Annotated in this window: 3 protein-coding genes (1 of these 3 cut by a window edge); all 3 read right to left on the reverse strand. The window is 73.7% G+C overall.

Annotated features, from left to right (window positions below):
* Tightly spaced (each overlapping or abutting the next), the 3 genes in view from ACGF3J_RS13370 to ACGF3J_RS13380 form a layout consistent with a single transcriptional unit that may run on beyond the window.
* Positions 1 to 7218 (reverse strand): amino acid adenylation domain-containing protein, encoded by a 7218-nt coding sequence (locus ACGF3J_RS13370; RefSeq protein ID WP_393854137.1) that lies wholly within the window; start codon positions 7216 to 7218, stop codon positions 1 to 3.
* Positions 7218 to 18131 carry an amino acid adenylation domain-containing protein gene (locus tag ACGF3J_RS13375; RefSeq protein ID WP_393854138.1) on the reverse strand — a complete coding sequence of 3638 codons (10914 nt, stop codon included), beginning with the start codon at positions 18129 to 18131 and terminating at the stop codon, positions 7218 to 7220. The genes ACGF3J_RS13370 and ACGF3J_RS13375 overlap by 1 nt, the downstream gene beginning before the upstream one ends.
* Positions 18128 to 25620, reverse strand: the 3' portion of a protein-coding gene (locus ACGF3J_RS13380) for a non-ribosomal peptide synthase/polyketide synthase (protein WP_393854139.1). 14365 nt of this gene lie beyond the right edge of the window; only the last 7493 of its 21858 coding nucleotides appear in the window; the start codon falls outside the window, past its right edge — the gene reads right to left on this strand; its stop codon occupies positions 18128 to 18130. Before ACGF3J_RS13380 ends, ACGF3J_RS13375 begins: the two co-directional genes overlap by 4 nt.

Here is a 25620-nt window from a genome sequence, read left to right on the forward strand (position 1 = left end):
TCAGGCGACCTCGGACGAGGGGTTCATGGCGGTGACTCCTTCGGTCGGAGGGGTTGCGGGAACCGCGGGATCTGCGGCCCGGTCCAGGCGTTCGGCCAGGGCCCGGCCGATGACGGCGAGGGCGGTGTCGGACTGCACGAGCCCGAGGTGGTCGGCGTCGACGCCGACCCGTTCGATCCGGCCCGTCACGTGCGGGCGCCAGGACTCGGCGCCGCGGCGGGCCAGCTTGTCGGCGTCCGCCCGTTCGGCGGCCAGTACCAGCACGTCGCCGTCGTAGGTACCGGGGCGGTGGCCGCGCATCAGGCCGGCGTTGTTCATGAACACCTGGAGGACCGCGCCCAGTTCGTCCTCGTCGAGGCGGCCCATCGGGTCGCCGGACGCGTTCAGGAACGCCCGGTAGCGGGCCGAGGGGAAGCGGCCGCCGGTGAGTTCCTCCTCGGTGACGGCGAACCCGGCGTCCCGGAGGTTGTGCGCGAACACCTCGGCCAGCGGGGTCTGGGCGCCCGATCCCGCCTGGCGCGGATAGGCGTCCAGGAAGGCCAGCAGCTCCACCTCCTCGCCACGGGCGCGCAGTTCGGCGGCCATGGCGAAGGCCACGTTGCCGCCGAGCGACCAGCCGAGCAGCCGGTACGGCCCCTCGGGCTGCGCCTCCTGGACCAGGTCGGCGTACTCGGCGGCCATCTCCTCCAGCGTGGCGGGCAGCGGGCCGTCGCCGTCGAGTCCCGCGGCCTGGATGCCGTAGACCGGGATGCCGGCGGGCAGATGGCGCACCAGGCCCGAGTAGCACCAGCTCATGCCGGAGCCGGGGTGGACGCAGAACACCGGACGCGCGGTGCCGGTGGCGCGCAGCGGGAGCAGGCGCTCCATCGGCTCCCGGCCGCCGCGCGCCGCGAGCCGCACCGCCAGGTCGGCGACGGTCGGCGCGGCGAACAGGTCGCGCACGCCCAGCTCCTCGCCCAGCTCGGCGCGGACCCGCTCCACGAGCCGGACGGCGAGCAGCGAGTGGCCGCCCAGGTCGAAGAAGCCGTCGTCCAGACCGACCAGCTCCAGGTCCAGGACCTCGGCGAAGAGCCGGCACAGGGTCTCCTCGCGCGGGGTGCGCGGCGAGCGGCCCTCGGCCGTGCGGTACTCGGGCGCCGGCAGGGCACGGTGGTCGAGCTTGCCGTTCGGGGTGAGCGGCAGCGCGTCCAGGACGACGAGGGCGGCGGGCACCATGTACTCGGGCAGGGTGGCGCGCAGCCGCTGCCGCAGCGCGGCGGTGTCCACGGCGGCACCGGCGTTAGGCACGACGTAGCCGACGAGACGGCGGTCGCCGGGCGTGTCCTCGCGGACCAGCACGGCCGCCTGCGCGACGCCGGACTCGCGTGCCGTCACCGCCTCGATCTCGGCCGGTTCGACGCGCATGCCGCGCAGCTTGACCTGGGTGTCGGTGCGGCCCAGGTACTCCAGGTCGCCGTCCGCGGTGTGCCGGACCAGGTCGCCGGTGCGGTACATCACGCTGCCCGCCGGACCGAAGGGGCTCGCCACGAAGCGGCCCGCGGTCAGCGAAGGCCGGCCGAGGTAGCCGCGGGCGAGGCCGGGGCCGCGCACGTACAGCTCGCCGGGCACGCCCGGCGGGACCGGCTGGAGGGCGCCGTCCAGGACGTATCCGGCGGTGTCGGCGATCGGGGTGCCGATCGGCGGGACGACCGCGCCCGACAGCGGGGCGCTCATGGTCGCGCAGACCGTGGTCTCCGTCGGCCCGTACGAGTTGCGCATCAGGCGTCCGGCGGACCAGCGTTCGACCAGTTCCGGCGGGCAGGTCTCGGCGGCGACCACCAGCGTCGTCCCGGCGGGCAACGCCCCCTCGGGGATGAGCTGGAGCACCGCGGGGGTGATCGCCGCGTGGGTGACCCGGTGGCGCACCGCCAGCTCCGCGAGGGCGGGTCCGGGGACGGTTCCGGGTTCGGCGACGACCAGGGCCGAACCGGTCAGCAGGCCCATCGCCAGTTCCCAGAACCCGCCGTCGAAGGCGGGGGACAGGTGGTGCAGGACGCGGCTTCCGGGTACGACGCCCAGCTGCGAGGTGAAGATGTCCAGCAGGGCGGGCAGGCCGGTGTGCGTCACGGTGACGCCCTTGGGGCGGCCGGTGGTGCCGGAGGTGTAGATGACGTACGCGGGGTGGCGCGGCAGCAGCGGCGCCAGCCGGTCGGCGTCCCGCAGGTCGCCCGGGTCCTCGTCGTCCGGGGTCCGCTGCGCCTCCTCGTCGAGCAGGAGCAGGGGCACGTCCGTGCCGGGGAGACCGGAGGCGACCTCGGCGGTGGTCAGGAGCGCGACCGGCGCCGCGTCCTCCAGGGTGCCGGCGATGCGCTCCGCCGGGTGGGCCGGGTCCAGCGGCAGGTAGGCGGCGCCGGTCTTGGCCACCGCGAGGACGGCGACGGGCAGTTCGACGGAGCGGGGCAGGGCCAGCGCGACCAGCCGCTCGGGGCCGGCGCCCCGCGCCACCAGCAGCCGCGCCAGCCGGTTGGCGCGGGCGTTGAGCCGCGCGTAGGTCAGGGACTCGTCGCCGAGGACCACCGCCTCGGCGTCGGGGCGCTCCCGCACGTGCCGCTCGAACAGGTCGGGCAGCATGGCCGGGGCGAGACCCTTCGCGGTGGCGTTCCAGTCCTCGACGACCCGGTGCCGCTCGCGCGGGCCGAGGACGTCGAGGCGGCTCAGCGGCCGGTCGGGGTGGGCGGCCGCGTCGGCGAGCACCCGCACGAAGCGGTCCACCAGCGCCTGCGCGGTCCCGTGGTCGAACAGGTCGGTCCGGAAGTCGAGGACGCCCGCGACCCCGTCGGGGGTGTTGTCCGCGGCCCGGCGTTCGGTCACCGAGAACCCGAGGTCGACCTTGGCCGCCGTCGCCGCCGAACCGCCCGCCCCGCTCACCGTCAGCCCGCCCGGCAGCGCCGGGGCGCCCTCGCCGTCCGCCCGGCGCGGAGCGGCGCTGCGGAGCGCGAGGACCACCTGGAAGAGGGGGTGGTGGGCGAGGGAGCGGGTGGGGTTGAGGGCTTCGACGAGGCGTTCGAAGGGGAGGTCCTGGTGGGCGTAGGCGGTGAGGTCGGTGTCGCGTACGCGGGTGAGGAGGTCGCGGAAGGTGGGGTTGCCGCTGGTGTCGGTGCGCAGGACGAGGGTGTTGACGAAGAAGCCGATGAGGTGGTCGGTGGCGTCGTCGGTGCGTCCGGCGATGGGGGTGCCGATGGGGATGTCGTCGCCGGCGCCGTGCCGGGTGAGGAGAGTGGCGAGCGCGGCCTGGAGCACCATGTAGAGGGTCGTGTCCGTGGCCCGCGCGAGGTCGGTCAGGCGGGTGTGCAGTTCGGCTGGGACGGTGAAGGTGACGCGGTCGCCGGTGTGGTCGGCGGTGGCGGGGCGCGGCCGGTCGGTGGGGAGGTCGAGCTGCTCGGGCAGGCCGGCCAGTTGCTGTTTCCAGTAGGTGAGTTGCTGTCCCGCGAGGCTGTCGGTGTCGGTGTCGTCGCCGAGCACGTCGCGCTGCCAGAGCGCGTAGTCGGCGTACTGGACGGGCAGTGGCTGCCAGGTGGGCGCTGTGCCCGTGCTGCGGGCGGTGTAGGCGGCGGTGAGGTCCTGGGCCAGGGGAGCCCGTGACCACGCGTCGCTGGCGATGTGGTGCACCAGCAGCAGCAGGACGTGCTCCTCCTCCGACAGCCGCAGCAGCCGCGCCCTTACGGGGATCTCCGCGCCCAGGTCGAAGGAGTGCCGGGCCGCCCGCGCGAGGTCGGCCTCGTACGCGGACTCGGTGGAGCCGGCCGTCTCGAAGACCAGCCGGACCTCCTCGGGGCGGTGCACCACCTGCCGGGCGCCGTGCTCGTCCTCGGCGAACGTCGTCCGCAGGCTCTCGTGCCGCCCGATCACGTCCAGCAGCGCCTCGCGCAGCGCGTCCGGGCGCAGCGGTCCGGACAGCCGCAGTGCGGTCGGGATGTTGTAGGTGGGGCTCGGCCCTTCCAGCAGGTGCAGGAACCACAGGCGCTGCTGGGCGTACGAGAGCGGGATCCGCTCGGGACGCGGCCCCGCCGTGAGCGCGGCGCGCGCCCGGCCGGCGTGGTCGAGCGTTCCGGCGAGCGCGGCCGGTGTCGGCGCCTCGAAGAACTGCCGGATCGACAGCTCGGCGCCCAGCGTGGTGCGGATCCGGCTGACCAGGCGGGTGGCGAGCAGGGAGTGCCCGCCGAGGCCGAAGAAGTCGTCGTCGACGCCGACGCTCGGCAGCGCCAGAACCTCCGCGTACAGGTCGCAGAGGATCTCCTCGCGCGGGGTGCGCGGCGCCCGGCCCGCCGTCCGGCCGATGTACGTGGGTGCGGGCAGCGCCGCCCGGTCCAGCTTGCCGTTCGGGCTCAGCGGCAGGGCGTCCAGCGTGACGAACGCCGACGGCATCATGAAGTCCGGCAGGGCGCGGGCCAGTCCGGCGTGGACGGCGGCCTCGTCCCAGCGGTCGCCGTCCGGCACGACGTACGCGACGAGGCGCTGGTCGCCCGGCTGGTCCTCGCGCAGCACGACCGCGGCCTGGCGCACACCGGGGCCGGCCGTGACGGCGGCCTCGATCTCGCCCAGCTCGATGCGGTACCCGCGCAGCTTGACCTGCCGGTCCGCCCGGCCCGCGAAGACCAGCTCGCCCGCCTCGGTCCAGTGCGCGAGGTCACCCGTGCGGTACATGCGGCTGCCGGGCGCGCCGAACGGGTCGGCCGGGAACCGCTCGGCGGTCAGCCCGCCCCGGCCCAGGTAGCCGCGCGCCAGCTGCACGCCCGCCAGGTACACCTCGCCGTCCAGGCCCGGCCCGACCGGCCGCAGCGCCGCGTCGAGGACGTACACCCGCACCCCCTCGTGCGGGGTGCCGATCGGCACCGGGCCCGACGGCACCGTGCGGTCGGGGTCGATCCAGTGCTCCAGGCAGTGTCCGGTGGCCTCGGTGGGGCCGTAGACGTTCACCACCGTCACGTCCGGCATGGTCTCCCGCCAGGGCGCCAGGACCTCGCCGCGCAGCTCCTCGCCGCCCAGCGTGATGGTGCCCGACGGCGACACGTCCTCGGGCATGGTGGTGAGCAGCGCCAGGTGGGACGGGGTGCCCTTCATGAACGTGGCCCGGCGGAAGCCGGGTTCGCTCACCGCGGTCTCGGCGAGCGCGCGCAGGTCCGTCAGCCGGACGCAGCCGCCGCTGATCAACGGGGCGTGCAGGGAGCCGACGCTCTGGTCGAAGGAGGCCGACGCCTGCATCACGGACAGCCCCGAGATGTCCGGCGCCTGCGAGGAGCGGCAGTGCCGGACGAACGCCGACAGCGCCCGGTGCTCGACGACGACACCCTTGGGGCGGCCGGTCGTGCCCGACGTGTAGATGACGTACGCCGGGTGCCCCGGCAGCAGCGGGCCCGAGCGGTCCGCGTCGGTGAGGCCGCCGCCGGAGTGCCGGGCCAGCGACCGGCCGGTGCCGGGGTCGTCCATCACGAACGTCAGCGGCCCGCAGCACTCCTCGCGGATCCGGGCGTCCACGTCGGAGGTGGTGAGGACGAGCGCCGGGTCGGAGTCCTCGATCATGTACCGGATCCGGTCCGGCGGGTACTCCGGGTCGATCGGCACGTAGAGGCCGCCCGCCTTGAGCACCGCCAGCAAGCCGACGACGAGTTCGGTGCGGCGCGGCACCGCGACCGCCACGGGCCGTTCCGGGCCGACGCCCAGCTCGACCAGGCGCCGGGCCAGCCGGTTGGCCGCCGCGTCCAGTTCGGCGTAGGTCAGCCGCCCGTCGGGGGCGATCAGCGCCGTCTTGCCGGGGGTGCGGGCCACCTGCTCCTCGAACAGGTCGGTGAACCGCTCGGCGGGCCGGACGTCGTCCGAGCCGCTCCACTTCTCCAGGACGGTGCCGCGCACCTCCGGGTCGAGCAGCGCGACCGCGCCGACCCGAGTCCCGGGGCTGTCCAGGATCGTGCGCAGCGCCCGGCGGAAGGCGGCGACCACGGCCTGGATCCGCTCCGCGTCGAAGACCTGGGGGAGATAGCCGAGCGAGAACCGCAGGGTCTCCCGGGGCAGGGCCAGCAGGCCCAGCGGGTAGTGCATCTGGTCCTTCGAGTGGACCTTGAGCACCGTGGGGAGGTCGGCGTCCGGCGCGGCGCCCGGCGGCCGGCCTCGGCTGGAGTTCAGCGGGTAGTTCTCGAACACCATGGCCGTGTCGAAGAGTTCGCCCGAGCCCGCCCAGCGCTGGATCTCCGCGAGCCCCACCCACTGGTGGTCGATGAGCCGGGCCTGTTCGCTCTGGGTACGGCGCAGGAAGTCCGCCAGCGTCTCGGCGGGCCGCAGCCGCACCCGCAGCGGCAGGGTGTTCATGAAGAGACCGACCATGGTGTCGACGCCGGGCAGCTCCGGCGGGCGGCCGCTGACCGTCACGCCGAACACCACGTCGTCCCGGCCGGTCAGGTGGGACAGCACCAGCCCCCAGGCGCCCTGGATCACGGTGTTCACCGTCAGCCCGTGCGACCGGGCGAACCGGGTCAGGGCGGCGCTCGCCGCCTCGTCCTCGGAGAAGTCGATCCGCTCGGGCGCCGCGGTGAGCGCACCCCGGTCCGGTGCCACGATGCTCGGCGTGTCGAACCCGGCGAACGCGTCCGTCCACGCCTCCTGGGCGGCGTCCCGGTCCCGGCCGCCGAGCCAGCCCAGGTAGTCGCGGTAGGGGCGCACCCGGGGCAGGGCCGTGGCGTCGCCGTGCACCGTGTACAGGGTCATCAGCTCGCGCAGCAGGATCGGCATCGACCAGCCGTCCAGCAGGATGTGGTGGAGCGTCATCAGCAGGCGGTGCCGGTCCGGGCCGAGCCGGACCAGGGTGAAGCGGATCAGCGGCGGCCGGGACAGGTCGAAACGCGTCCAGCGGTCCCGCTCGGCGATCCGCTCCGCCGCGGCCTCCCGCTCCGCCTCCGGTACGGCCGCCAGGTCCTCCTCGCCCCAGGGCAGGGCGACGTGGCGGGGGATGAGCTGCACCGGGCGCTTGAGGCCCTCGTGCCGGAAGGCGGCGCGCAGGTTGGCGTGCCGCTCCAGCAGCGCCTGCCCGGCCCGGCGCAGCCGCTCCGGGTCCGTGTTGCCCTCCAGCTCGATGAAGACCTGGACGTTGTAGGCGTCCAGTTCCTCGTCGTCGAAGAGGTTGTGGAACAGCATCCCCTCCTGGAGCGGGGACAGCGGCAGGATGTCTTCCAAGCCGGACTTGGCCATCAGAGGGAGCCCCATTCGCTCTCGAGTCGGGTGATGTCGTCCTCGCTGAGCGAGGTGAGGGAGACGTCCGAGGGGGTCAGACCGCTCGCCTCGGGCCGGCCGGCGTGCTCGACCAGCGCCTTCAGGGCCCGGAACCAGCCCTCGCCCAGGCGCCGCACCTCGGCCTCGGAGAGCACGGCGTCCGCGTACGTCCACACGCTGTGCAGCCGGGGTCCCGCCTCGGTGTCGTGGGCGCCCGCGACCAGTTCGACGGGGTGTGCGAGCGCCGTGTCCGGATGCTGGCCGGCGACCCCGCGCCCGAGCACGCTCCACGCCTCGGGTCCGGCGGCGCCGTCGGCGGCCCGCCCGCCGGTGTACCGGCCCAGGTAGTTGAAGCCGTACGCCGGCACCGGGAGCGCGGCGAACCGGTCCCGGGTGCGCGGGTTGAGGTGGCGCAGCAGGCCGAAGCCCACGCCGTCGCGCGGCACGGCCCGCAGCTGCTCCTTGACCCGCTTCAGGGCGCGGCCCGCGGCGGCCCCGCCGTCCCACACCTCGGGCCACTCCCACTCGTCGACCTCCGGGCGCAGCGGCACCGGGTGCATCGACGTGAACCAGCCCGTGGTGCGGGTGAGGTCGGCGCCCGGCACCAGGTGCTCGTGGCGGCCGTGGCTCTCCAGGTCCACCGTGACCGGCGTGCCCGCGCCGCCGCCCCGGGCGCGCCGCCAGTCGGCGACGGCCAGCCCGAACGCGGTGAGCAGCAGGTCGTTGATCTCGGCGCGGAACACCCCGGGGACCCAGGTGAGGAGGGCGTCGGTGGTGTCCGCGTCCAGGTCGAGGACGACCTGACCGGAGCGGGCGTGGGTGTCGCGGGCCGGGTCGAGGGCCGGGTCCGTCGGCTCGGCGGCCGGGCGGACCGCGTCCAGCCAGTGGTCCGTCTCGGCCTCCGTGGCGGCCGTGCCCGCGAGGTCCCGCAGCGCACCGGCCCACTGGCGCCAGTGCGTGCCGGCCGGGCTGAGCGGGCGGCCCTCGTAGGCGGCGGCCAGGTCCGGCATGAGCAGCCGCCAGCTGACGGCGTCCACGGCCAGGTGGTGGGCGACCAGGACCAGCAGCCCCGGCCGGCCGGGACCGCGGTCGACGTGGCAGGCGCGCAGCATCCGCCCGTCGGCGGGGTCCAGCCGGTCGCGTTCGGCGGCGGCCGCCTCGGCGACCACGGCGCGCAGCGCGTCGTCGTCGGCGTCCGGGGCCCGCAGGTGCGTGAGCAGGTCCGCGGCGTCCACCGTGCCGGGCTCGGGGACGGCCATGGACCAGTCCGCGGCGACCCGCAGCCGCAGCGAGTCGTGCCGGTCGACGACCGCCCCGAGGGCGGCCACCAGCCGCTCCTCGTCGAGGTCCGCGGGCACGGACACCACCACCGACTGGTTGAACGGGGCGACCGGGCCGCCCAGTCCGGCGAACCAGCCCATGATCGGCGTGGCCGGCACCGGCCCGCTCGCCGGCACCTCCTCGACCGCCCCGGCGTCCGTCTCCGGCTCGTCCGCGCCGTCCAGCGCCTCGGCGATGTGGGCGACGCTCTGGTGCTCGAACACGTCCCGCACCGAGAGCGTGAGCCCCTTCGCGCGGGCCCGGCTGACCAGCTGGATGGAGAGGATGCTGTCGCCGCCGAGGTCGAAGAAGCCGTCGTCGACACCGACCGCGTCGAGGCCCAGCGCCTCGGCGAACAGCGTGCACAGCAGCTCCTCGCGGGCCGTCGTCGGCGCCCGGCCGGTGCCGGCCGCCGCGTAGTCCGGCGCGGGCAGCCGCCCCCGGTCCAGTTTGCCGTTGCCCGTCAGCGGCAGCTCGGCCAGCCGGACGAACGCCGACGGCACCATGTAGTCGGGCAGCGACTCGCGCAGCGAGTCCCGCAGCTCCTCGTCCGCCGGCACGGGTCCGTCCCCGGCCACCAGGTAGGCGACCAGCCGCCGGTCGCCCGGCCGGTCCTCCCGTACGACCGCCACCGCCTCCGACACCCCCGGGTGCCGGGACAGGGCGGACTCGACCTCGCCCAGCTCCACCCGGAAGCCGCGGATCTTCACCTGGTCGTCGACGCGGCTGATGAACTCCAGGTCGCCGTGCCGGTTCCAGCGCACGATGTCGCCGGTGCGGTACATCCGCTCGCCCGGCCCCTCGAAGGGGTTGGCGACGAACCGGGACGCGCTCTGCCCGGGCCGGTTGAGATAGCCGCGCGCCAACTGCACCCCGGACACGTACAGCTCGCCCGGCACCCCGGCCGGCACCGGCTGCAGGTACGGGTCGAGGACCAGCATCCGGGTGTTGGGGAACGGGCGGCCGATGGTCAGCACGCCGTCCGCGAGGTCGTCCGGCGTCTCGACCCGCCACGTGGTGCAGCCGACGATCGTCTCCGTCGGACCGTACTCGTTGAGGACCCGCGCCCCCGGATGCGCCGCGAGCAGCGTCCGCACCGCGCGGCCGGTCAGCGACTCGCCGCCGAGGACCAGCTCCCCGTCCGGCACGCACACCCCGGGCAGCCCGGTGATCAGCGGCAGATGGCTGGGCGTCGCCTTGAGGAACGTCATCTGCGGCAGGTCCGCGGGCACGTCACCGTCCAGCGCCCGCTCGTGCAGCTCCTCCAGGTCCGCCAGGTGCACGCAGCCGCCGTTCAGCAGCGGCGCGAACAGGCCCGTCACGGTCAGGTCGAAGGAGAGCGGCGAGTGCAGCAGCGCGTTGCCCGCCACGCCCGGGTACAGCTCCGCCGAGACCGCGAGGTAGTTGAGCACCGGCTGGTGCTCGACGAGCACTCCCTTCGGCCGGCCCGTCGAGCCCGACGTGTAGATGATGTACGCCGCGTTCCACGGCGACAGCGGCTGCGTCCGGTCCTCGTCCGCCAGGTCGTGCGCGGGCTGCGCGGCGAGCCGTGCCGTCACGTCCGGATCGTCGAGGAGCAGCCGCGGCAGCTCGTGCGGGAACACCCCCGCCGGGACCGCCGACGTGGTCAGCGCGCACACCGGCGCCGCGTCCTCCGTCATCGTCGCGATCCGCTCCCGCGGGCTGCCCGGGTCGACCGGCAGGTACGCCGCGCCCGTCTTCAGCACCGCGAGCACCGCCACGCCCATCTCCACCGACGGCGGCAGCGAGATCGCCACCACCTGCTCCGGGCCCGCCCCGGACTCCGCGAGGAGGTGGGCCAGCCGGTTGGCGCGCGAGTTCAGCTCGGCGTACGTCAGCGTCGTCCCGTCCGCCGAGAACGCCGGGCGCCTCGGGGTCCTCGCCACCTGCTCCTCGAACAGCTCCGGCAGGGTTCCCTCGCGCTGCGGACGCGCCGTGTCGTTCCACTCCTGGAGCAACTGGCGCCGCTCGACCGGGTCCAGCAGGCCGATCCCGCCGATCGGCAGGTCCGGGTCGGCCGTGACCGAGCCCAGCACGCCGAGCAGCCGCGAGATCACGGACTCCGCCGTCTCCCGGTCGAACAGCTCCGTGCGGTACTCCAGCGAACCCCGCATCCCCGCGGGGCCGCCCGTCGCGTCGTGCCGCTCGCCGAAGGTCAGCGACAGGTCGAACTTCGCCACGCCGGTGCCGGCCGTCATCCGGGTCGCGTTCAGGAGCGCGCCACCGTCGCCGGACGCGGCCCGGCCGGTGCTCCGGTCCGCCGTGTTGTTGAACGTGATCATCACCTGGTACAGCGGGTGATGGGCCAGACTGCGCGCCGGGTTGACCGCCTCCACCAGCCGCTCGAACGACACCTCCTGGTGCGCGTACGCCGCCAGGTCGTCCTCCCGGACGCGGCCGAGCAGTTCGCGGAAGGTCGGGTTGCCGCCGGTGTCGGTGCGCAGCACCAGCGTGTTCACGAAGAACCCGACGAGATCCTCGGTGGCGGCGTCGTTCCGCCCGGCCACCGCCGTGCCGATCGGGATGTCCTCGCCCGCCCCGAGCCGCGTCAGCAGCGCCGCGAACGCGGCCTGGGTCACCATGAACAGGCTGGAGTGCGTGGCCCGCGCCAGCTCCGTCAGCCGCGCGTGCAGCGCCGCCGGCACCGTGAACGCGATGCGGTCGCCGGTGTACCCGGCGGTCGCGGGCCGCGGCCGGTCGGTGGGCAGCTCCAGCGCCTCGGGCAGCCCGGCCAGCGCGTCCTTCCAGTACGCCAGCTGCCGCCCGGCCACGCTCTCCGGGTCGGTCTCGTCGCCGAGGACGTCGCGCTGCCACAGCGCGTAGTCCGCGTACTGCACCGGCAGCGGCTCCCAGCCCGGCGCGTCCCCCGCGCAGCGCGCCGCGTACGCCGCCGTCAGGTCGCGGGCCAGCGGCGCCATCGACCAGCCGTCGCTGGCGATGTGGTGGATGAGCAGCAGCAGGACGTGATCCGTCTCCGAGACCCGGAACAACCGTGCCAGGAACGGGATGTCGCCGGTCAGGTCGAAGACGTGCCGGGCCGCCTCCGCGACCCGCTCCTCGACCTCCTCCGCGGTGACGTCGACGACGTCGAGACGCCGGGCGGCCGGATCGGCGGGCAGCACGATCTGCCGCGACCCGTCGTCGTCCGCCGCGAACACGGTCCGCAGACTCTCGTGCCGCTCCACCACGTCACCGATCGCCCGCTCCAGCGCCGCCCGGTCCACCGGACCGGACAGCCGCAGCGCCGTGGGCACGTTGTACGTCGCCGAAGGGCCCTCGAACTGGTGCAGGAACCACAACCGTTGCTGCGCCGGAGACAGCGGCACCCGCTCCGGACGCTCCTGGGCCACCAGCGGCGCCCGCGCACCCACCGCGCCGTCCAGCACCCCGGAGAGCCCGGCGATGGTCGGCGTCTCGAAGAACTGCCGCACGGACAACTCGACGCCCAGCGCCGTCCTGATCCTGCTCACCAGCCGGCTGGCGAGCAGCGAGTGCCCGCCCAGGTCGAAGAAGCCGTCGTCGATGCCGACCCGGGCGACGCCCAGCACATCGGCGAAGAGCGCGCAGAGGATCTCCTCGCGCGGACCCCGCGGCTCCCGGCCGGCCGGCTCACCGTCGTACTCCGGGACGGGCAGCGCCTTGCGGTCCAGCTTCCGGTTCGGCGTCAGCGGCAGCGCGTCCAGCACCACGAACGCCGTCGGCACCATGAACTCCGGCAGCCGTCCCCGCAGCCGCTCCCGCAGCTCCCGTGGGTCCGGCGCCGGACCCGCCGGGCCCGCCGGGACGACGTAGGCGACCAGCCGCCGGTCGCCCGGGCGGTCCTCGCGCACCGTCACCGCGGTCTCGGCGACCGCCGGGTGCCGGGCCAGCTCCGCCTCGATCTCCCCGAGTTCGATGCGGAACCCGCGCAGCTTGACCTGCTGGTCCACCCGGCTCAGATACCGCAGCGCGCCGTCCCTGCGACGGCACACCAGGTCACCCGTGCGGTACATCCGCGTACCGGCCGGACCGTACGGGTCGGCGGTGAACCGCTCCGACGTCAGCGCGGGACGCCGGTGGTAGCCCTGCGCCAACTGCTCCCCGGCCAGGTACAACTCGCCCGGCACCCCCACCGGGACCGGCCGCAGCGCCGCGTCCAGCACGTACGCCGACGTGTTGGCGAGCGGGCTGCCGATGACCGGCCCGGACTCGGCGACATCGGCGGCCGTGGCCCAGATCGTCACCTCCGTCGGACCGTAGAGGTTCGTCACGGAACGGGCCCGCTCCGTCAGCGTGCGCGCCAACTCGGTGGGCAGCGCCTCGCCGCCCACGAGAACGCGCACCCCGGCCAGTTCGTCCGCCGCCACGGCCGCCACACCCTGCCACAGGCTCGGCGTCGCCTGGACCATCGTGATCCCCGACGCGACGACGGTACGCAGCAGCGCCTGCGGGTCCTTCGCGGTCTCCTCGTCGGCGAGCACCAGCACCGCCCCGTGCAGCAGCGGCAGGAAGATCTCCAGGCCCGCGATGTCGAAGCCCACCGTCGTGACGGCGAGCAGCCGGTCACCGGCGGTGGGAGCGAACCGTCGGCCCATGTCCGCCAGGAAGTTCCCGAGCGCCGCACGCGGCACCACCACACCCTTGGGGCGTCCCGTGGAACCCGAGGTGTAGATCGTGTACGCCGGATGCGCGCCGAGGACCGGACCTCGCAGCTCGTCGGCGCCGAGGTCGTCGCCCGCGTACGCCGCCAGCTCCGCGTCCGCGACCGGCTCGGTCAGCGTGAGGGCCGGTCCGGCGTCGGCCAGCATGTACTCGACCCGGTCGGCCGGGTAGTGCGGGTCGATCGGCAGGAACGCCGCCCCGGACTTCAGCACCGCCAGCAGTGTCACGACCAGCTCCGCCGACCGGGGCAGCGCCACGGCGACCGACCCGCCCGGAGCCGCGCCCCGCGCGACGAGGTGCCGGGCCAGCCGGTTCGCCCGCGCGTTCAGCTGCCCGTACGACAGCCGCGCGCCGCCGAACTCCAGGGCCGTCGCGTCCGGCGACCGCCGCGCCTGCCGCTCGAACAGCCCGGCCACCGAGTCGGCGGGCGCCTCGGCGGCGGTGTCGTTCCACTCCTCAAGGACCAGCCGCCGCTCCGCCGCGTCCATGATCTCCAACTGCCCGACGGGCCGCCCCGGATGGGCCACCGCCGCCGCGAGCAGCCGCACCAGACGGTCGGCCAGGTCTCGCACGGTCTCCCGGTCGAAGAGCGCCGTGCTGTACGTGACACCGCCGCTCATGCCCTCACAGGCGTTGTCGGCGCCGAAGTGCTCGGCCAGCGCGAACGACAGGTCGAAGCGCGCCGAGACCGACTCGGACGCCACCACCTCGGCCGCGAGACCGGCGAACCGCTCCGCCTTCGCGCCCTGCGTGTTGTGCAGGGTGAGCATCGTCTGGAAGAGGGGGTGGTGGGCGAGGGAGCGGGTGGGGTTGAGGGCTTCGACGAGGCGTTCGAAGGGGAGGTCCTGGTGGGCGTAGGCGGTGAGGTCGGTGTCGCGTACGCGGGTGAGGAGGTCGCGGAAGGTGGGGTTGCCGCTGGTGTCGGTGCGCAGGACGAGGGTGTTGACGAAGAAGCCGATGAGGTGGTCGGTGGCGTCGTCGGTGCGTCCGGCGATGGGGGTGCCGATGGGGATGTCGTCGCCGGCGCCGTGCCGGGTGAGGAGAGTGGCGAGCGCGGCCTGGATCACCATGAACGCGGTCGTGTTGGTCGACCGGGCCAGTTCGGTCAGGCGGGTGTGCAGTTCGGCCGGGACGGTGAAGGTGACGCGGTCGCCGGTGTGGTCGGCGGTGGCGGGGCGCGGCCGGTCGGTGGGGAGGTCGAGCTGCTCGGGCAGGCCGGCCAGTTGCTGCTTCCAGTAGGCGAGTTGCTGTCCCGCGAGGCTGTCGGTGTCGGTGTCGTCGCCGAGGATCTCCTGCTGCCAGAGCGCGTAGTCGGCGTACTGGACGGGCAGTGGCTGCCAGGCGGGCGCGGTGCCCGTGCTGCGGGCGGTGTAGGCGGCGGTGAGGTCCTGGGCGAGCGGGGTGCGGGACCAGGCGTCGCTGGCGATGTGGTGCACCAGCAGCAGCAGGACGTGCTCCTCCTCCGACACCCGGAACAGCCGCACCCGCACGGGCAGGTCGGTCGTCAGGTCGAAGGGGTACGACGCGGCCTCCGCCACCCGGACGCCGACCTCCTCCGCGGCCACGTCGACCACCGCGAACGGCGTCGCGGCGACCTCCCCGGGCAGCACGACCTGGTGGGCGCCCTGCTCGTCCTCGGTGAAGACCGTCCGCAGGCTCTCGTGCCGGGCGATCAGGTCCCCGACCGCCGCGCGCAGGGCGTCGTGGTCGAGGGCGCCGGTGAGGCGGAGGGTGGTGGGGATGTTGTAGGTCGGGGTGGGCCCTTCGAGCTGGTGCAGGAACCAGAGGCGCTGCTGGGCGTAGGAGAGGGGGATCCGCTCGGGGCGGGGCTTCGCGGTGAGCGCGGTGCGGACGGTGCCCGACGTGTCGAGGGCACCGGCCAGGCCCGCCACGGTCGGCGTCTCGAACAACTGCCGGATCGGCAGCTCGACACCGAGGGTGGTACGGACCCGGCTGACCAGGCGGGTGGCGAGGAGCGAGTGCCCGCCGAGCGCGAAGAAGTCGTCGTCGATCGTCACGTCTCCCACCGCGAGGATCTCCGCGTAAAGGCCGCAGAGGATTTCTTCGCGGGGGGTGCGGGGGGTGCGTCCGGTGGTCGTGGTGGCGTAGGTGGGTGCGGGGAGGGCTTTGCGGTCGAGTTTGCCGTTGGGGGTGAGGGGGAGGGCGGTGAGGGTGACGTAGGCGGTGGGGCGCATGTAGTCGGGCAGGGCATGAGCCAGTGCGTCCCGGGTGGTGTTCTCGTCCCAGTCGGTGGCGACCACGTAGGCGACGAGGCGTTGGTCTCCGGGTTGGTCTTCGCGGAGTTGGACGGTGGCTTGGGTGATGCCGGGCTGTGCGGTGAGGGTGGTTTCGATTTCGCCGAGTTCGATGCGGTGGCCGCGGAGTTTGACTTGGTGGTCGGCGCGTCCGTCGTAGACGAGGTGGCCTTGGTGGTTCCAGTGGGCGAGGTCGCCGGAGCGGTACATGCGTGCGCCGGGGGAGCCGAACGGATTCGCGGTGAAACGCTCCGAGGTCAGCGCGGAACGCCCGAGGTAGCCGCGGGCCAGCTGTTCTCCGGCGAGGTACAGCTCTCCCGTGACACCGGGGGCCACAGGCCGCAGAGCTGAATCCAGCACATAGACCTGCGTGTTGGCGAAGGGCCGCCCGATGGGGATGGAGCCTTCCTCGGTGCCGTCGAGGTGGTGGTCGGTGATGTTGACGGTGGATTCGGTGGGCCCGTAAGCGTTGATGATCTGGACGTCGGGGTGCTCGGCCCGCCAACCCGCGAGGTGATCGGTGTGCAGTGCCTCTCCGCCGAGGATGAGGGTGTGGGAGGGCGAGGCGGTCTCGGGGAGGTTGGTGAGCAGGGGGAGGTGGCTGGGGGTGGCCTTGATGAGGCTCGGCTGTGTCGCCGTTTCTTCCAGACTGGTCAGGTGGACCGTCCCGCCGGCGGTGAGGGGTGTCCACAGGGCGGTGATGGTGAGGTCGAAGGCGAGGGGTGAGTGCAGGACGGTGACGCCGTTCATGGCGTCGTACGTCTTGCGGGCCCGGTGGAGGTAGGTGGCCAGGGCGTGGTGTTCGATGACGACGCCCTTGGGGCGGCCGGTGGAGCCGGAGGTGTAGATCATGTAGGCCGCGTGGCGCGGTGACCACGGGCTGCGGCACTCGGCGTCGGTGATCTGGCCGCTGGGCTGGTCGCTGTATGCGGCGGCCGGTATGGGCTCGGTGAGGGTCAGCGCGGGCCGGGCATCGGCCAGCATGTAGCTGATGCGCTCGGCCGGGTACTCCGGGTCGATGGGGAGGTAGGCGGCGCCGGTCTTCAGTACGGCCAGCATGCTGGTGATCGCGTCCAGTGACTTCGGCAGCGCGATCGCGGCGAAGTCCTCCGCTCCCAGGCCCTGTTCCAGCAGGTGCCGGGCGAGCTGGTTGGCGCGCGCGTCCAGCTCGGCGTAGGTCAGGGATCCGGAATCGCCCACCACCGCGACCGCGTCCGGCGTCCTTCCGGCCTGCTCGCTGATCAGTTGGTGCAGCGGCGTCCCGGGAAGCTCGGTCCGCTTCCCGTTCCATTCGACCAGGACCCGCTCCCGGTCGGCCGGGTCGAGGGTGTCCAGGTGGGCGACGGGCATGTCCGCGTCGGCGATCAGGGTCTCCAGGACGCGCAGCATCCGCAGGCCGAAGCCGCGGGCGTACTCCTCGTCGTAGAGGTCGGGGCGGTAGTCCACGCGGAAGGACAGTTCCGCGCCGCGCATCGTCGCGACGACGTTGACGGCGAAGTGCGTGCCGCCCTTGATGTCCGCCGAGGCCACCCGGAGCCGGTCGGGGTCGGAGGCGGCGGTGAGGGCGCCGTCCTCGACCGGGTAGTTCTGGAAGACCATGGCGGTGTCGAAGAGTTCGCCGTGTCCGGCCCAGCGCTGGATGTCGGCGAGTCCGGCCCACTGGTGGTCCAGGAGTCGGGCCTGTTCGGCCTGGAGGCGGCGGAAGAGGGCGCCCAGGGGTTCGGCGTGGTCGAGGCGGGCGCGGACGGGCAGGGTGTTGATGAACAGGCCGATCATCGATTCGACGCCGGGCAGCTCGGGCGGGCGGCCGGAGACGGTGGCGCCGAAGACGACGTCGTCGCGTCCGGTGGCCTGGGCCAGGGCGAGTGCCCAGGCACCCTGGACCACGGTGTTCATGGTCACGCCCTGGCCCCGCGCCCACGCCGCGAGCGCACCGCTGACCTCGGAGTCCACGGTGAACGACACCTGCTCGGGCGCGGTCGACGCCGCCGGTCCGGCCGGGGCGAGGAGGGTGGCCTCGTCGAGTCCGGCCAGCGACCCCTGCCAGGCGGTCCGGGCCGCGTCCCCGTCGCGGGCGTCGAGCCAGGCCAGGTAGTCGCGGTACGGGCGGACCCGGGGAAGCGCGGACGGGTCGCCGGAGGAGGCGTACAGCGCCATCAGCTCGCGCAGCAGGACCGGCATGGACCAGCCGTCGAGCACGATGTGGTGGTTGGTCATCACCAGGCGGACGCGCTCGGCGGAGAGGCGGATCGCCGTGAAGCGCAGCAGGGGCGGGCGGCCCAGGTCGAAGCGGCGGGCGCGGTCGGCGGCGGCGAGGCGGTCGGCCTCGGGGCCGCGCTCGTCCTCGGGCAGCGCGCTCAGGTCGGCGTCCTGCCACGGCAGGTCGACGTCGTGCAGGACGAGTTGGGCCCAGGCCCCGTTCTTGCGCTGCCGGAACCCGGCCCGCAGGTTGGCGTGCCGGCGCAGCAGGGCCTCGGCCGCCGCGCGCATCCGGGAGCCGTCGTACGGGCCCTCCAGGTCGAAGGCGACCTGGCCGACGTAGAGGTCGGGGCCCTCGGTGTGCAGCAGCCCGAGGAACACGAAGCCCTCTTGCAGCGGGGAGAGCGGAAGAATGTCCTCGATCTTGCTACGCGAACGAGACGGTTGCTGGCTCACTGCTCAATCTCCCACTCGGACTCAAGGTCGGACTCGAACTCCTCGATCTCGGACTGACTGAGCGAGTCGAGGGTGACGTCGGACGGCGTCAGGCCGCCCGCGCCGGAACGGCCGGCGTGCTCCACCAGGGCCTCCAGGGCCCGGAACCAGTGCTCGGCCAGGAGCCGGGCGTCGTGATCGGGGACCAGGCGGCGTGCGTACGTCCATTCCGCGCGCAGTCGGGGGCCGTCGGCTCCCTCGTGCACGACCGCGCTGATCTCCACCGCGTGTGCCATCGGCGCCGCCGGTCGCGAGGCGGCCAGTCCACCGCCGGTCACGGTCCACGGCTCCGGGGCGCCGGTGGCCGGGGTGACCCTTCGGCCCAAGTAGTTGAAGCCGAAGTCGGGCTCGGGCAGGCGCGCCAGCCGGGGCCCGGTGGTGGGGTTGACGTGGCGCAGCAGGCCGTAGCCGACGCCGTCGCCCGGCACGGCCCTCACCTGTTCCTTGACCTGCTTGAGGCCGTCCCGGAGCGCGTCGCCGTCCTGGTGCAGCCGCGCCCAGTCGGCGACGTCGGGGGCCAGCCGCACCGGGTGCAGGGCGGTGAACCAGCCGGCCGTGCGGCTGAGTTCGGCGCCGGGCACGGCGTCCTCGTGCCGTCCGTGGCTCTCCAGGTCGACCACGACGGGCGCGTCCGGGTCCTTACCGCGCCCGCGCCGCCAATCGGCGACGGCGAACGCGAAGGCCGTCAGCAGGACCTCGTTCACACCGGCGTTGACACTTCCCGGCACCTCGGTGAGAAGGGCCGCGGTCGTGTCGGACGGCAGATCGAGGCCGACGCGCCCTGCCTCGCCCTGGACGTCGCGCGCACGGTCCAGCCGCAGCGCGCCCGCCCCGGCGAGCGTGTGCTCCCAGTGGGCGGTCTCCGCCTCGACCCGGGGGTCGGTGGCGAGCCGTTCCAGCGAGGTGGCCCACTGCCGCCACGAGGTGCCCACGGGGGCCGGTGCGTCGCCCCGGTACGCCGTCGCGAGGTCCGGTACGACGATGCTCCACGTCACCGAGTCGACCACCAGGTGGTGGGCGACCAGGACCAGTACGCCGTCCCCGCCGGCCTCGCGGTCCACCAGCACCGCCTGGAGCATGCGGCCCTCGGCGGGTGCGAGGCGGTCCCGTGCGGCACGGGCCGCGTCCGTGACCAGGCCGTCGAAGTCGTCGGTGCCGGGCGCCCCGGTGACGACGCGGAGCACGTCCGCGGCCGGCACGCTGCCCGGAGGGCGCACCTCGGCGCTTCCGTCGGGGCGGACCAGGAGCCGCAGCGCGTCATGGTGGTCCAGCACCCTCTGGAGGGCACCGGCGAGCCGGTCGCCGTCCACCGCGGGCGGTACGGACACGACGACCGACTGGTTGAAGTCGTCGCCGTCCAGTCCGAGTTCGGCGACCCGGGCCATCACGGGCGTCAGCGGGACGGGGCCGTGCGGCGGTACTTCCTCGACCTCCGGCGCGGCGTTGCCGTCCCGCTCGGCCAGTGCCGCGGCCAGCTCGGCCGTCGACTGGTACTCGAAGACGTCGCGGACGGCGAGGGCCAGTCCGGCGGCGCGGGCCCGGCTGACGAGCTGGATGGACAGGATGCTGTCGCCGCCCAGGTCGAAGAACCCGTCGTCGATGCCCACCGCGGACACGCCCAGCACCTCGGCGAAGAGCGTGCACAGCAGCTCCTCGGCGGGGGTGCGGGCGGCCCGCCCGGTGGACGCCGCCGCGTAGTCGGGTGCGGGCAGCGCCTTGCGGTCCAGCTTGCCGTTGACGGTCAGCGGCAGCGCGTCGAGGACCACGAAGGCCGACGGCACCATGTAGTCGGGCAGCGCCTGGCGGGCGAAGGCGCGCAGCGCGTCTGGGTCCACCTCGCCGTCCCGGCCCTCGGCAGCCACCACGTAGCCGACGAGCCGCCGGTCGCCGGGCCGGTCCTCGCGGACGACGACGGCGGCCTGCGCCAGCTCCGGCCGGGTGGACAGCACCGTCTCGATCTCGCCCAGCTCCACCCGGAAGCCGCGGATCTTGACCTGGTCGTCCGCGCGGGCCAGGTACTCGAGTTCGCCCGCCGGGTTGTAGCGGACCAGGTCGCCGGTGCGGTACATCCGCTCGCCGGAACCGCCGTACGGGTCGGCGACGAACCGCTCGCAGGTCAGGTCGGAGCGGCCCAGGTAGCCGCGCGCCAGACCGGTCCCGGAGATGAACAGCTCGCCCGGCACCCCGGCGGGCACCGGCTGGAGGTACTGGTCGAGCACGTACGCCCGGGTGTTCCCCGTCGGACGGCCGACGGGCAGGCTGCCCCGGGCCGTGTACGGCGCCCCGACCTCGTGCTGCGTCACGCACAGCGTCGTCTCCGTCGGCCCGTACAGGTGGCGCAGCGCGGCGCGCGGGGCGTGCTCGAGAACCCGGGCGACCGCCGCCGGGGAGACCACGTCACCGCCGGTCAGCACCTCCCGTACTCCGGCGAAGCACTCCGGCGCCTCCTCGGCGATGACCCGGAAGAAGCCCGCGGTGAGGTGGATCGCGGTGATGTCGTGGGCGGCGATCAGGTCGGTGACGGCGGCCGCGTCCAGGTGTCCGGGCGGTGCCACGACGACCGTTCCGCCGGAGACCAGCGGCACCCACATCTCGTAGCAGGACACGTCGAACGCGTGCGGCGCGTGCAGCAGCACCCGCTCGTGCGCCTCCGGCCGCCAGCAGTGGTCGCGGACCAGGTCCACCACCCCGCGATGGGTGACCGCCACGCCCTTCGGCACCCCGGTGGACCCGGAGGTGTACATGACGTAGGCGAGGTCCTGCGGGCGCAGCCCCACGTCCGGTACGGCCTCGGCCTGTCCGGACCCGGGCGGGGCGCCGAACTCGTCGACCACCATGACCCGCGCGCCCAGCTCCCCGGCCCGCGCGGCCTCGGCCCGGTCGGCCAGGACGAGCGTCGCCGCGGTGTCCGCCACCACGTGCCGCATCCGGTCGAGGGGATACGTGTCGTGCAGCGGCACGTAGGCGCCGCCCGCGCGGCTGATGGCCAGGGTCGCCACCACATGGGCCAGGGACCGCTCCATCAGCATGACCACGGGCGTCCCCGGCCGCACACCCTGCTGCCGCAGCACCCGGGCCAGCCGACCGGCGCGCGCGTCGAGTTCGGCGTACGACACGGTCGTCCCGCCCTGCACCAGGGCCGGCGCGTCGGGCGTGCGGAGCGCCTGCGCCGCGAACAGCTCGGGCAGCGTCGCGTCCAGGGTCTCCAGCGCCTGCCCCGTCCCCTCGCCGAGCAGCCGGTGCCGTTCGGTTCCGCTCAGCACCGGTACGTGGGACAGCCGGACACCGGGATCGGCGACGACCGCCTCCAGGGTCCGCACGAACCGCTCCACCAGCGACCGGGCCGTCGAAAGGTCGAACAGGTCGGTCCGGAAGTCCAGCGCGCCCGTGAGCCCGGTGCTCCGGCCCTCACCGTCCCTGGTCTCGGCCAGCGCGAAGGCCAGGTCGACCTTGGCCGCACCGAGCCTGCTGCGCTCCACGCCGACCTTCAGCCCCGGCAGGGCGAGCGAGGCCTCCGGGTCCGCGTCGGCCGTGCTCAGGATGAGCATGACCTGGAAGAGCGGGTGGTGTGCCAGCGTCCGGACCGGGTTGAGCGCCTCGACCAGCCGCTCGAAGGGGAGATCCTGGTGGGCGTAGGCCGCCAGGTCGGCGCGGCGCGTGTGCTCCAGCAGCTCCCGGAAGGTGGGGTTGCCGCTGGTGTCGGTGCGCAGGACGAGCGTGTTGACGAAGAAGCCGACGAGGTTCTCCGTCGCGCCGTCCGTGCGGCCCGCGACCGGCGTGCCGATCGGGATGTCCTCGCCCGCGCCCAACCGGGTCAGCAGCGCGGCGAGCGCCGCCTGCACCACCATGAACGTGCTCGAGTGCGTGCTCCTGGCCAGCTCGGTCAGCCGCGCGTACAGACTCGCGTCGAGCGAGAACGCGACCCGGTCGCCGTCCTGGTCCGCCACCGCGGGGCGGGGCCGGTCGGTGGGCAGCTCCAACTGCTCGGGCAGCCCGGCCAGCCGCTCCTTCCAGTGCGCGAGCTGACGGCCGGCCGCACTGTCGGCGTCGGCCTCGTCCCCGAGGACCTCCCGCTGCCACAGCGCGTAGTCGGCGTACTGGACGGACAGCGGCTCCCAGGCAGGCGCGTCGCCCGCACACCGCGCCGTGTAGGCGGCGGCGAGGTCCTGCCCCAGCGGCGTGCGGGACCAGGCGTCGGTGGCGATGTGGTGGATGAGGAGCAGCAGCACGTGCTCCCGCTCCGAGATCCGGAACAGCGTCGCCCGCACCGGAATGCCCGCCGTGAGGTCGAACGCGTGGTGCACGGCTGTGGAGAGCCGCGCGTCCAGCTCCCCCTCTTCGGTGTCGACCACGACCAGCGGCAGCAGACCGGGCTCCCACGCCTGAACCACCTGCCGGGGCCCCTGCTCGTCCTCGGTGTAGGTCGTGCGCAGGCTCTCGTGCCGGGCGAGCAGGTCGTTGATCGCCGCGTGCAGGGCGTCCCGGTCGAGCGTGCCGGTGAGGCGGAGGGTGGTGGGGATGTTGTACGTCGCCGAGGGCCCTTCGAGCTGGTGCAGGAACCACAGGCGCTGCTGGGCGTAGGAGAGCGGGATCCGCTCGGGACGGGGCTTCGCCGTCAACGCGGCCCGCGCACCGTCGGCCTGGTCCAGTGCCCCCGACAGCCCGGCGATCGTCGGCGTCTCGAAGAACTGCCGCACGGACAGCTCGACGTGCAGTGCGGTGCGGGTGCGGCTGACGAGTCGGGTGGCGAGGAGGGAGTGTCCGCCTAGGTCGAAGAAGTTGTCGTCGATGGTGACGGTGTCGACGCCGAGTACTTCGGCGAAGAGGGTGCAGAGGATTTCTTCGCGGGGGGTGCGGGGGGCTCGTCCGGTGGAGGAGGCCGTGTAGTCGGGGGCGGGGAGGGCTTTGCGGTCGAGTTTGCCGTTGGGGGTGAGGGGGAGGGCGGTGAGGGTGACGTAGGCGGTGGGGCGCATGTAGTCGGGCAGGGCATGAGCCAGTGCGTCCCGGACGGTGTTCTCGTCCCACTCGGTGGCGACCACGTAGGCGACGAGGCGTTGGTCTCCCGCCTGGTCTTCGCGGAGTTGGACGGTGGCCTGGGTGATGCCGGGCTGTGCGGTGAGGGTGGCTTCGATCTCGCCGAGTTCGATGCGGTGGCCGCGGAGTTTGACTTGGTGGTCGGCGCGTCCGTCGTAGACGAGGTGGCCTTGGTGGTTCCAGTGGGCGAGGTCGCCGGAGCGGTACATGCGTGCGCCGGGGGTGGGGCTGTGCGGATTCGCGGTGAAACGCTCCGAGGTCAGCGCGGAACGCCCGAGGTAGCCGCGGGCCAGCTGTTCTCCGGCGAGGTACAGCTCTCCGGTGACGCCGGGGGGTACGGGGCGCAGGGCTGAGTCGAGGACGTAGACCTGGGTGTTGGCGAAGGGGCGTCCGATGGGAATGGAGCCGTCAGGTGTGTCTTCGTTGAGGTGGTGGTCGGTGATGTTGACGGTGGATTCGGTGGGTCCGTAGGCGTTGATGATCTGGACGTGGGGGTGCTGGTTGCGCCAGGCGGTGAGGTGGTCGGTGTGGAGGGCTTCGCCGCCGAGGATGAGGGTGTGGGAGGGCGAGGCGGTCTCGGGGAGGGTGGTGAGGAGGGGGAGGTGGCTGGGGGTGGCCTTGATGAGGGTCGGTTGGGTCGTCGTGTCTTCGAGGCTGGTGAGGTGGACGGTGCCGCCGGCGGTGAGGGGTGTCCACAGGGCGGTGATGGTGAGGTCGAAGGCGAGGGGGGAGTGCAGGACGGTGACGCCGTTCATGGCGCTGTAGGTGGTGCGGGCTCGGTGGAGGTAGGTGGCGAGGGCGTGGTGTTCGATGACGACGCCCTTGGGGCGGCCGGTGGAGCCGGAGGTGTAGATCATGTAGGCCGCGTGGCGCGGTGACCACGGGCTACGGCGCTCGGCGTCTGTAATCGTCGTGGTGGAGTGCCCGGCGTACCGCGCTGCGGGTATCGACTCGGTGAGGGTCAGGGCCGGTCGCGCGTCGTCGAGCATGTAGCTGATGCGCTCGGCCGGGTACTCCGGGTCGATGGGCAGGTAGGCGGCGCCGGTCTTCAGGACGGCCAGCATGCTGGTGATCGCGTCCAGCGACTTCGGCAGCGCGATCGCGACGAAGTCCTCCGCACCCAGGCCCTGTTCCAGCAGATGCCGGGCGAGCTGGTTGGCGCGTCCGTCCAGCTCGGCGTAGGTCAGGGACCCGCAATCGCACACCACGGCCACCGCGTCCGGTGTCCGCCCGGCCTGCTCGCTGATCAGTTGGTGCAGCGGCGTCCCGGGAAGCTCGGTGCGCGCTCCGTTCCACTCCACCAGGACCCGTTCCCGCTCGGCCGCGTCCATCAGGTCGATGGCGCCGATCGGCTGGTCCGGAGCCGTCGTGGCGGCCATCAGCACCCGGAGGAGCCGGTCCGCGATCGCCTGGGCGGAGCCTCGGTCGAGGAGCTCCGTGCTGAAGTCCAGTGCCGCGGCGATGCCTTGCGGTCGGCGGGACGCGTCGAAGGACTCCGCGAACCCGAACGAGAGGTCGAACTTGGAGGACGTCCGCTGGACCTCCCGGAGCGTCACGGCGAGCCCCGGAAGACCCGCGATGTCCTTCAACGCGCCCTCGTGGTCCGTGTTGTTGAAGGTCAGCAAGACCTGGAACAGCGGGTGATGGGACAACGTACGCGTCGGGTTCAGCGCCTCGACCAGCCGCTCGAAGGGCAGGTCCTGATGCGCGTAGGCGGCGAGGTCGGTGTCGCGCACGCGGTCGAGGAGCCGGCGGAAGGTCGGATCACCGGCCGTGTCCGTGCGGAGGACCAGCGTGTTGATGAAGAGCCCGATCAGGTCGTCGGCCGCGTCGTCCGTGCGCCCTGCGACGGGCGTGCCGATCGGGATGTCCTCACCGGCACCGAGACGCGTGAGCAGGACGGCGACCGCCGCCTGGATCACCATGAACGCACTGGTGTTGGTGGCCCGCGCCAGTTCCGTCAGCCGCTTGTGCAGCTCCGCGGGCACGGTGAACGGAACGCGGTCGCCCGAGTACCCCGCGACCGCCGGTCGGGGCCGGTCGGTGGGGAGATCGAGCTGCTCGGGCAGGCCGGCCAGTTGCTGCTTCCAGTAGGCGAGTTGCCGTCCCGCGAGGCTGTCGGCGTCGGTCTCGTCGCCGAGGATCTCCTGCTGCCAGAGCGCGTAGTCGGCGTACTGGACGGAGAGCGGAGCCCACCCGGGCGCCTCGCTCCGGACACGGGCCGCGTAGGCGGCGGTGAGGTCCTGGGCCAGGGGAGCCCGGGACCAGGCGTCGCTGGCGATGTGGTGGATGAGGAGCAGCAGCACGTGCTCCCGCTCCGACACCCGGAACAGCGAAGTGCGTGCGGGGAGTTCCTGCGCGAGATCGAAGCGGTGGCCGACGGCCTCGTCGAGCCGGACGCCGACCTCTTCCTCGG

The organism is Streptomyces sp. NPDC048171 (genome assembly GCF_043202655.1).
Classification (GTDB): Bacteria; Actinomycetota; Actinomycetes; order Streptomycetales; family Streptomycetaceae; genus Streptomyces.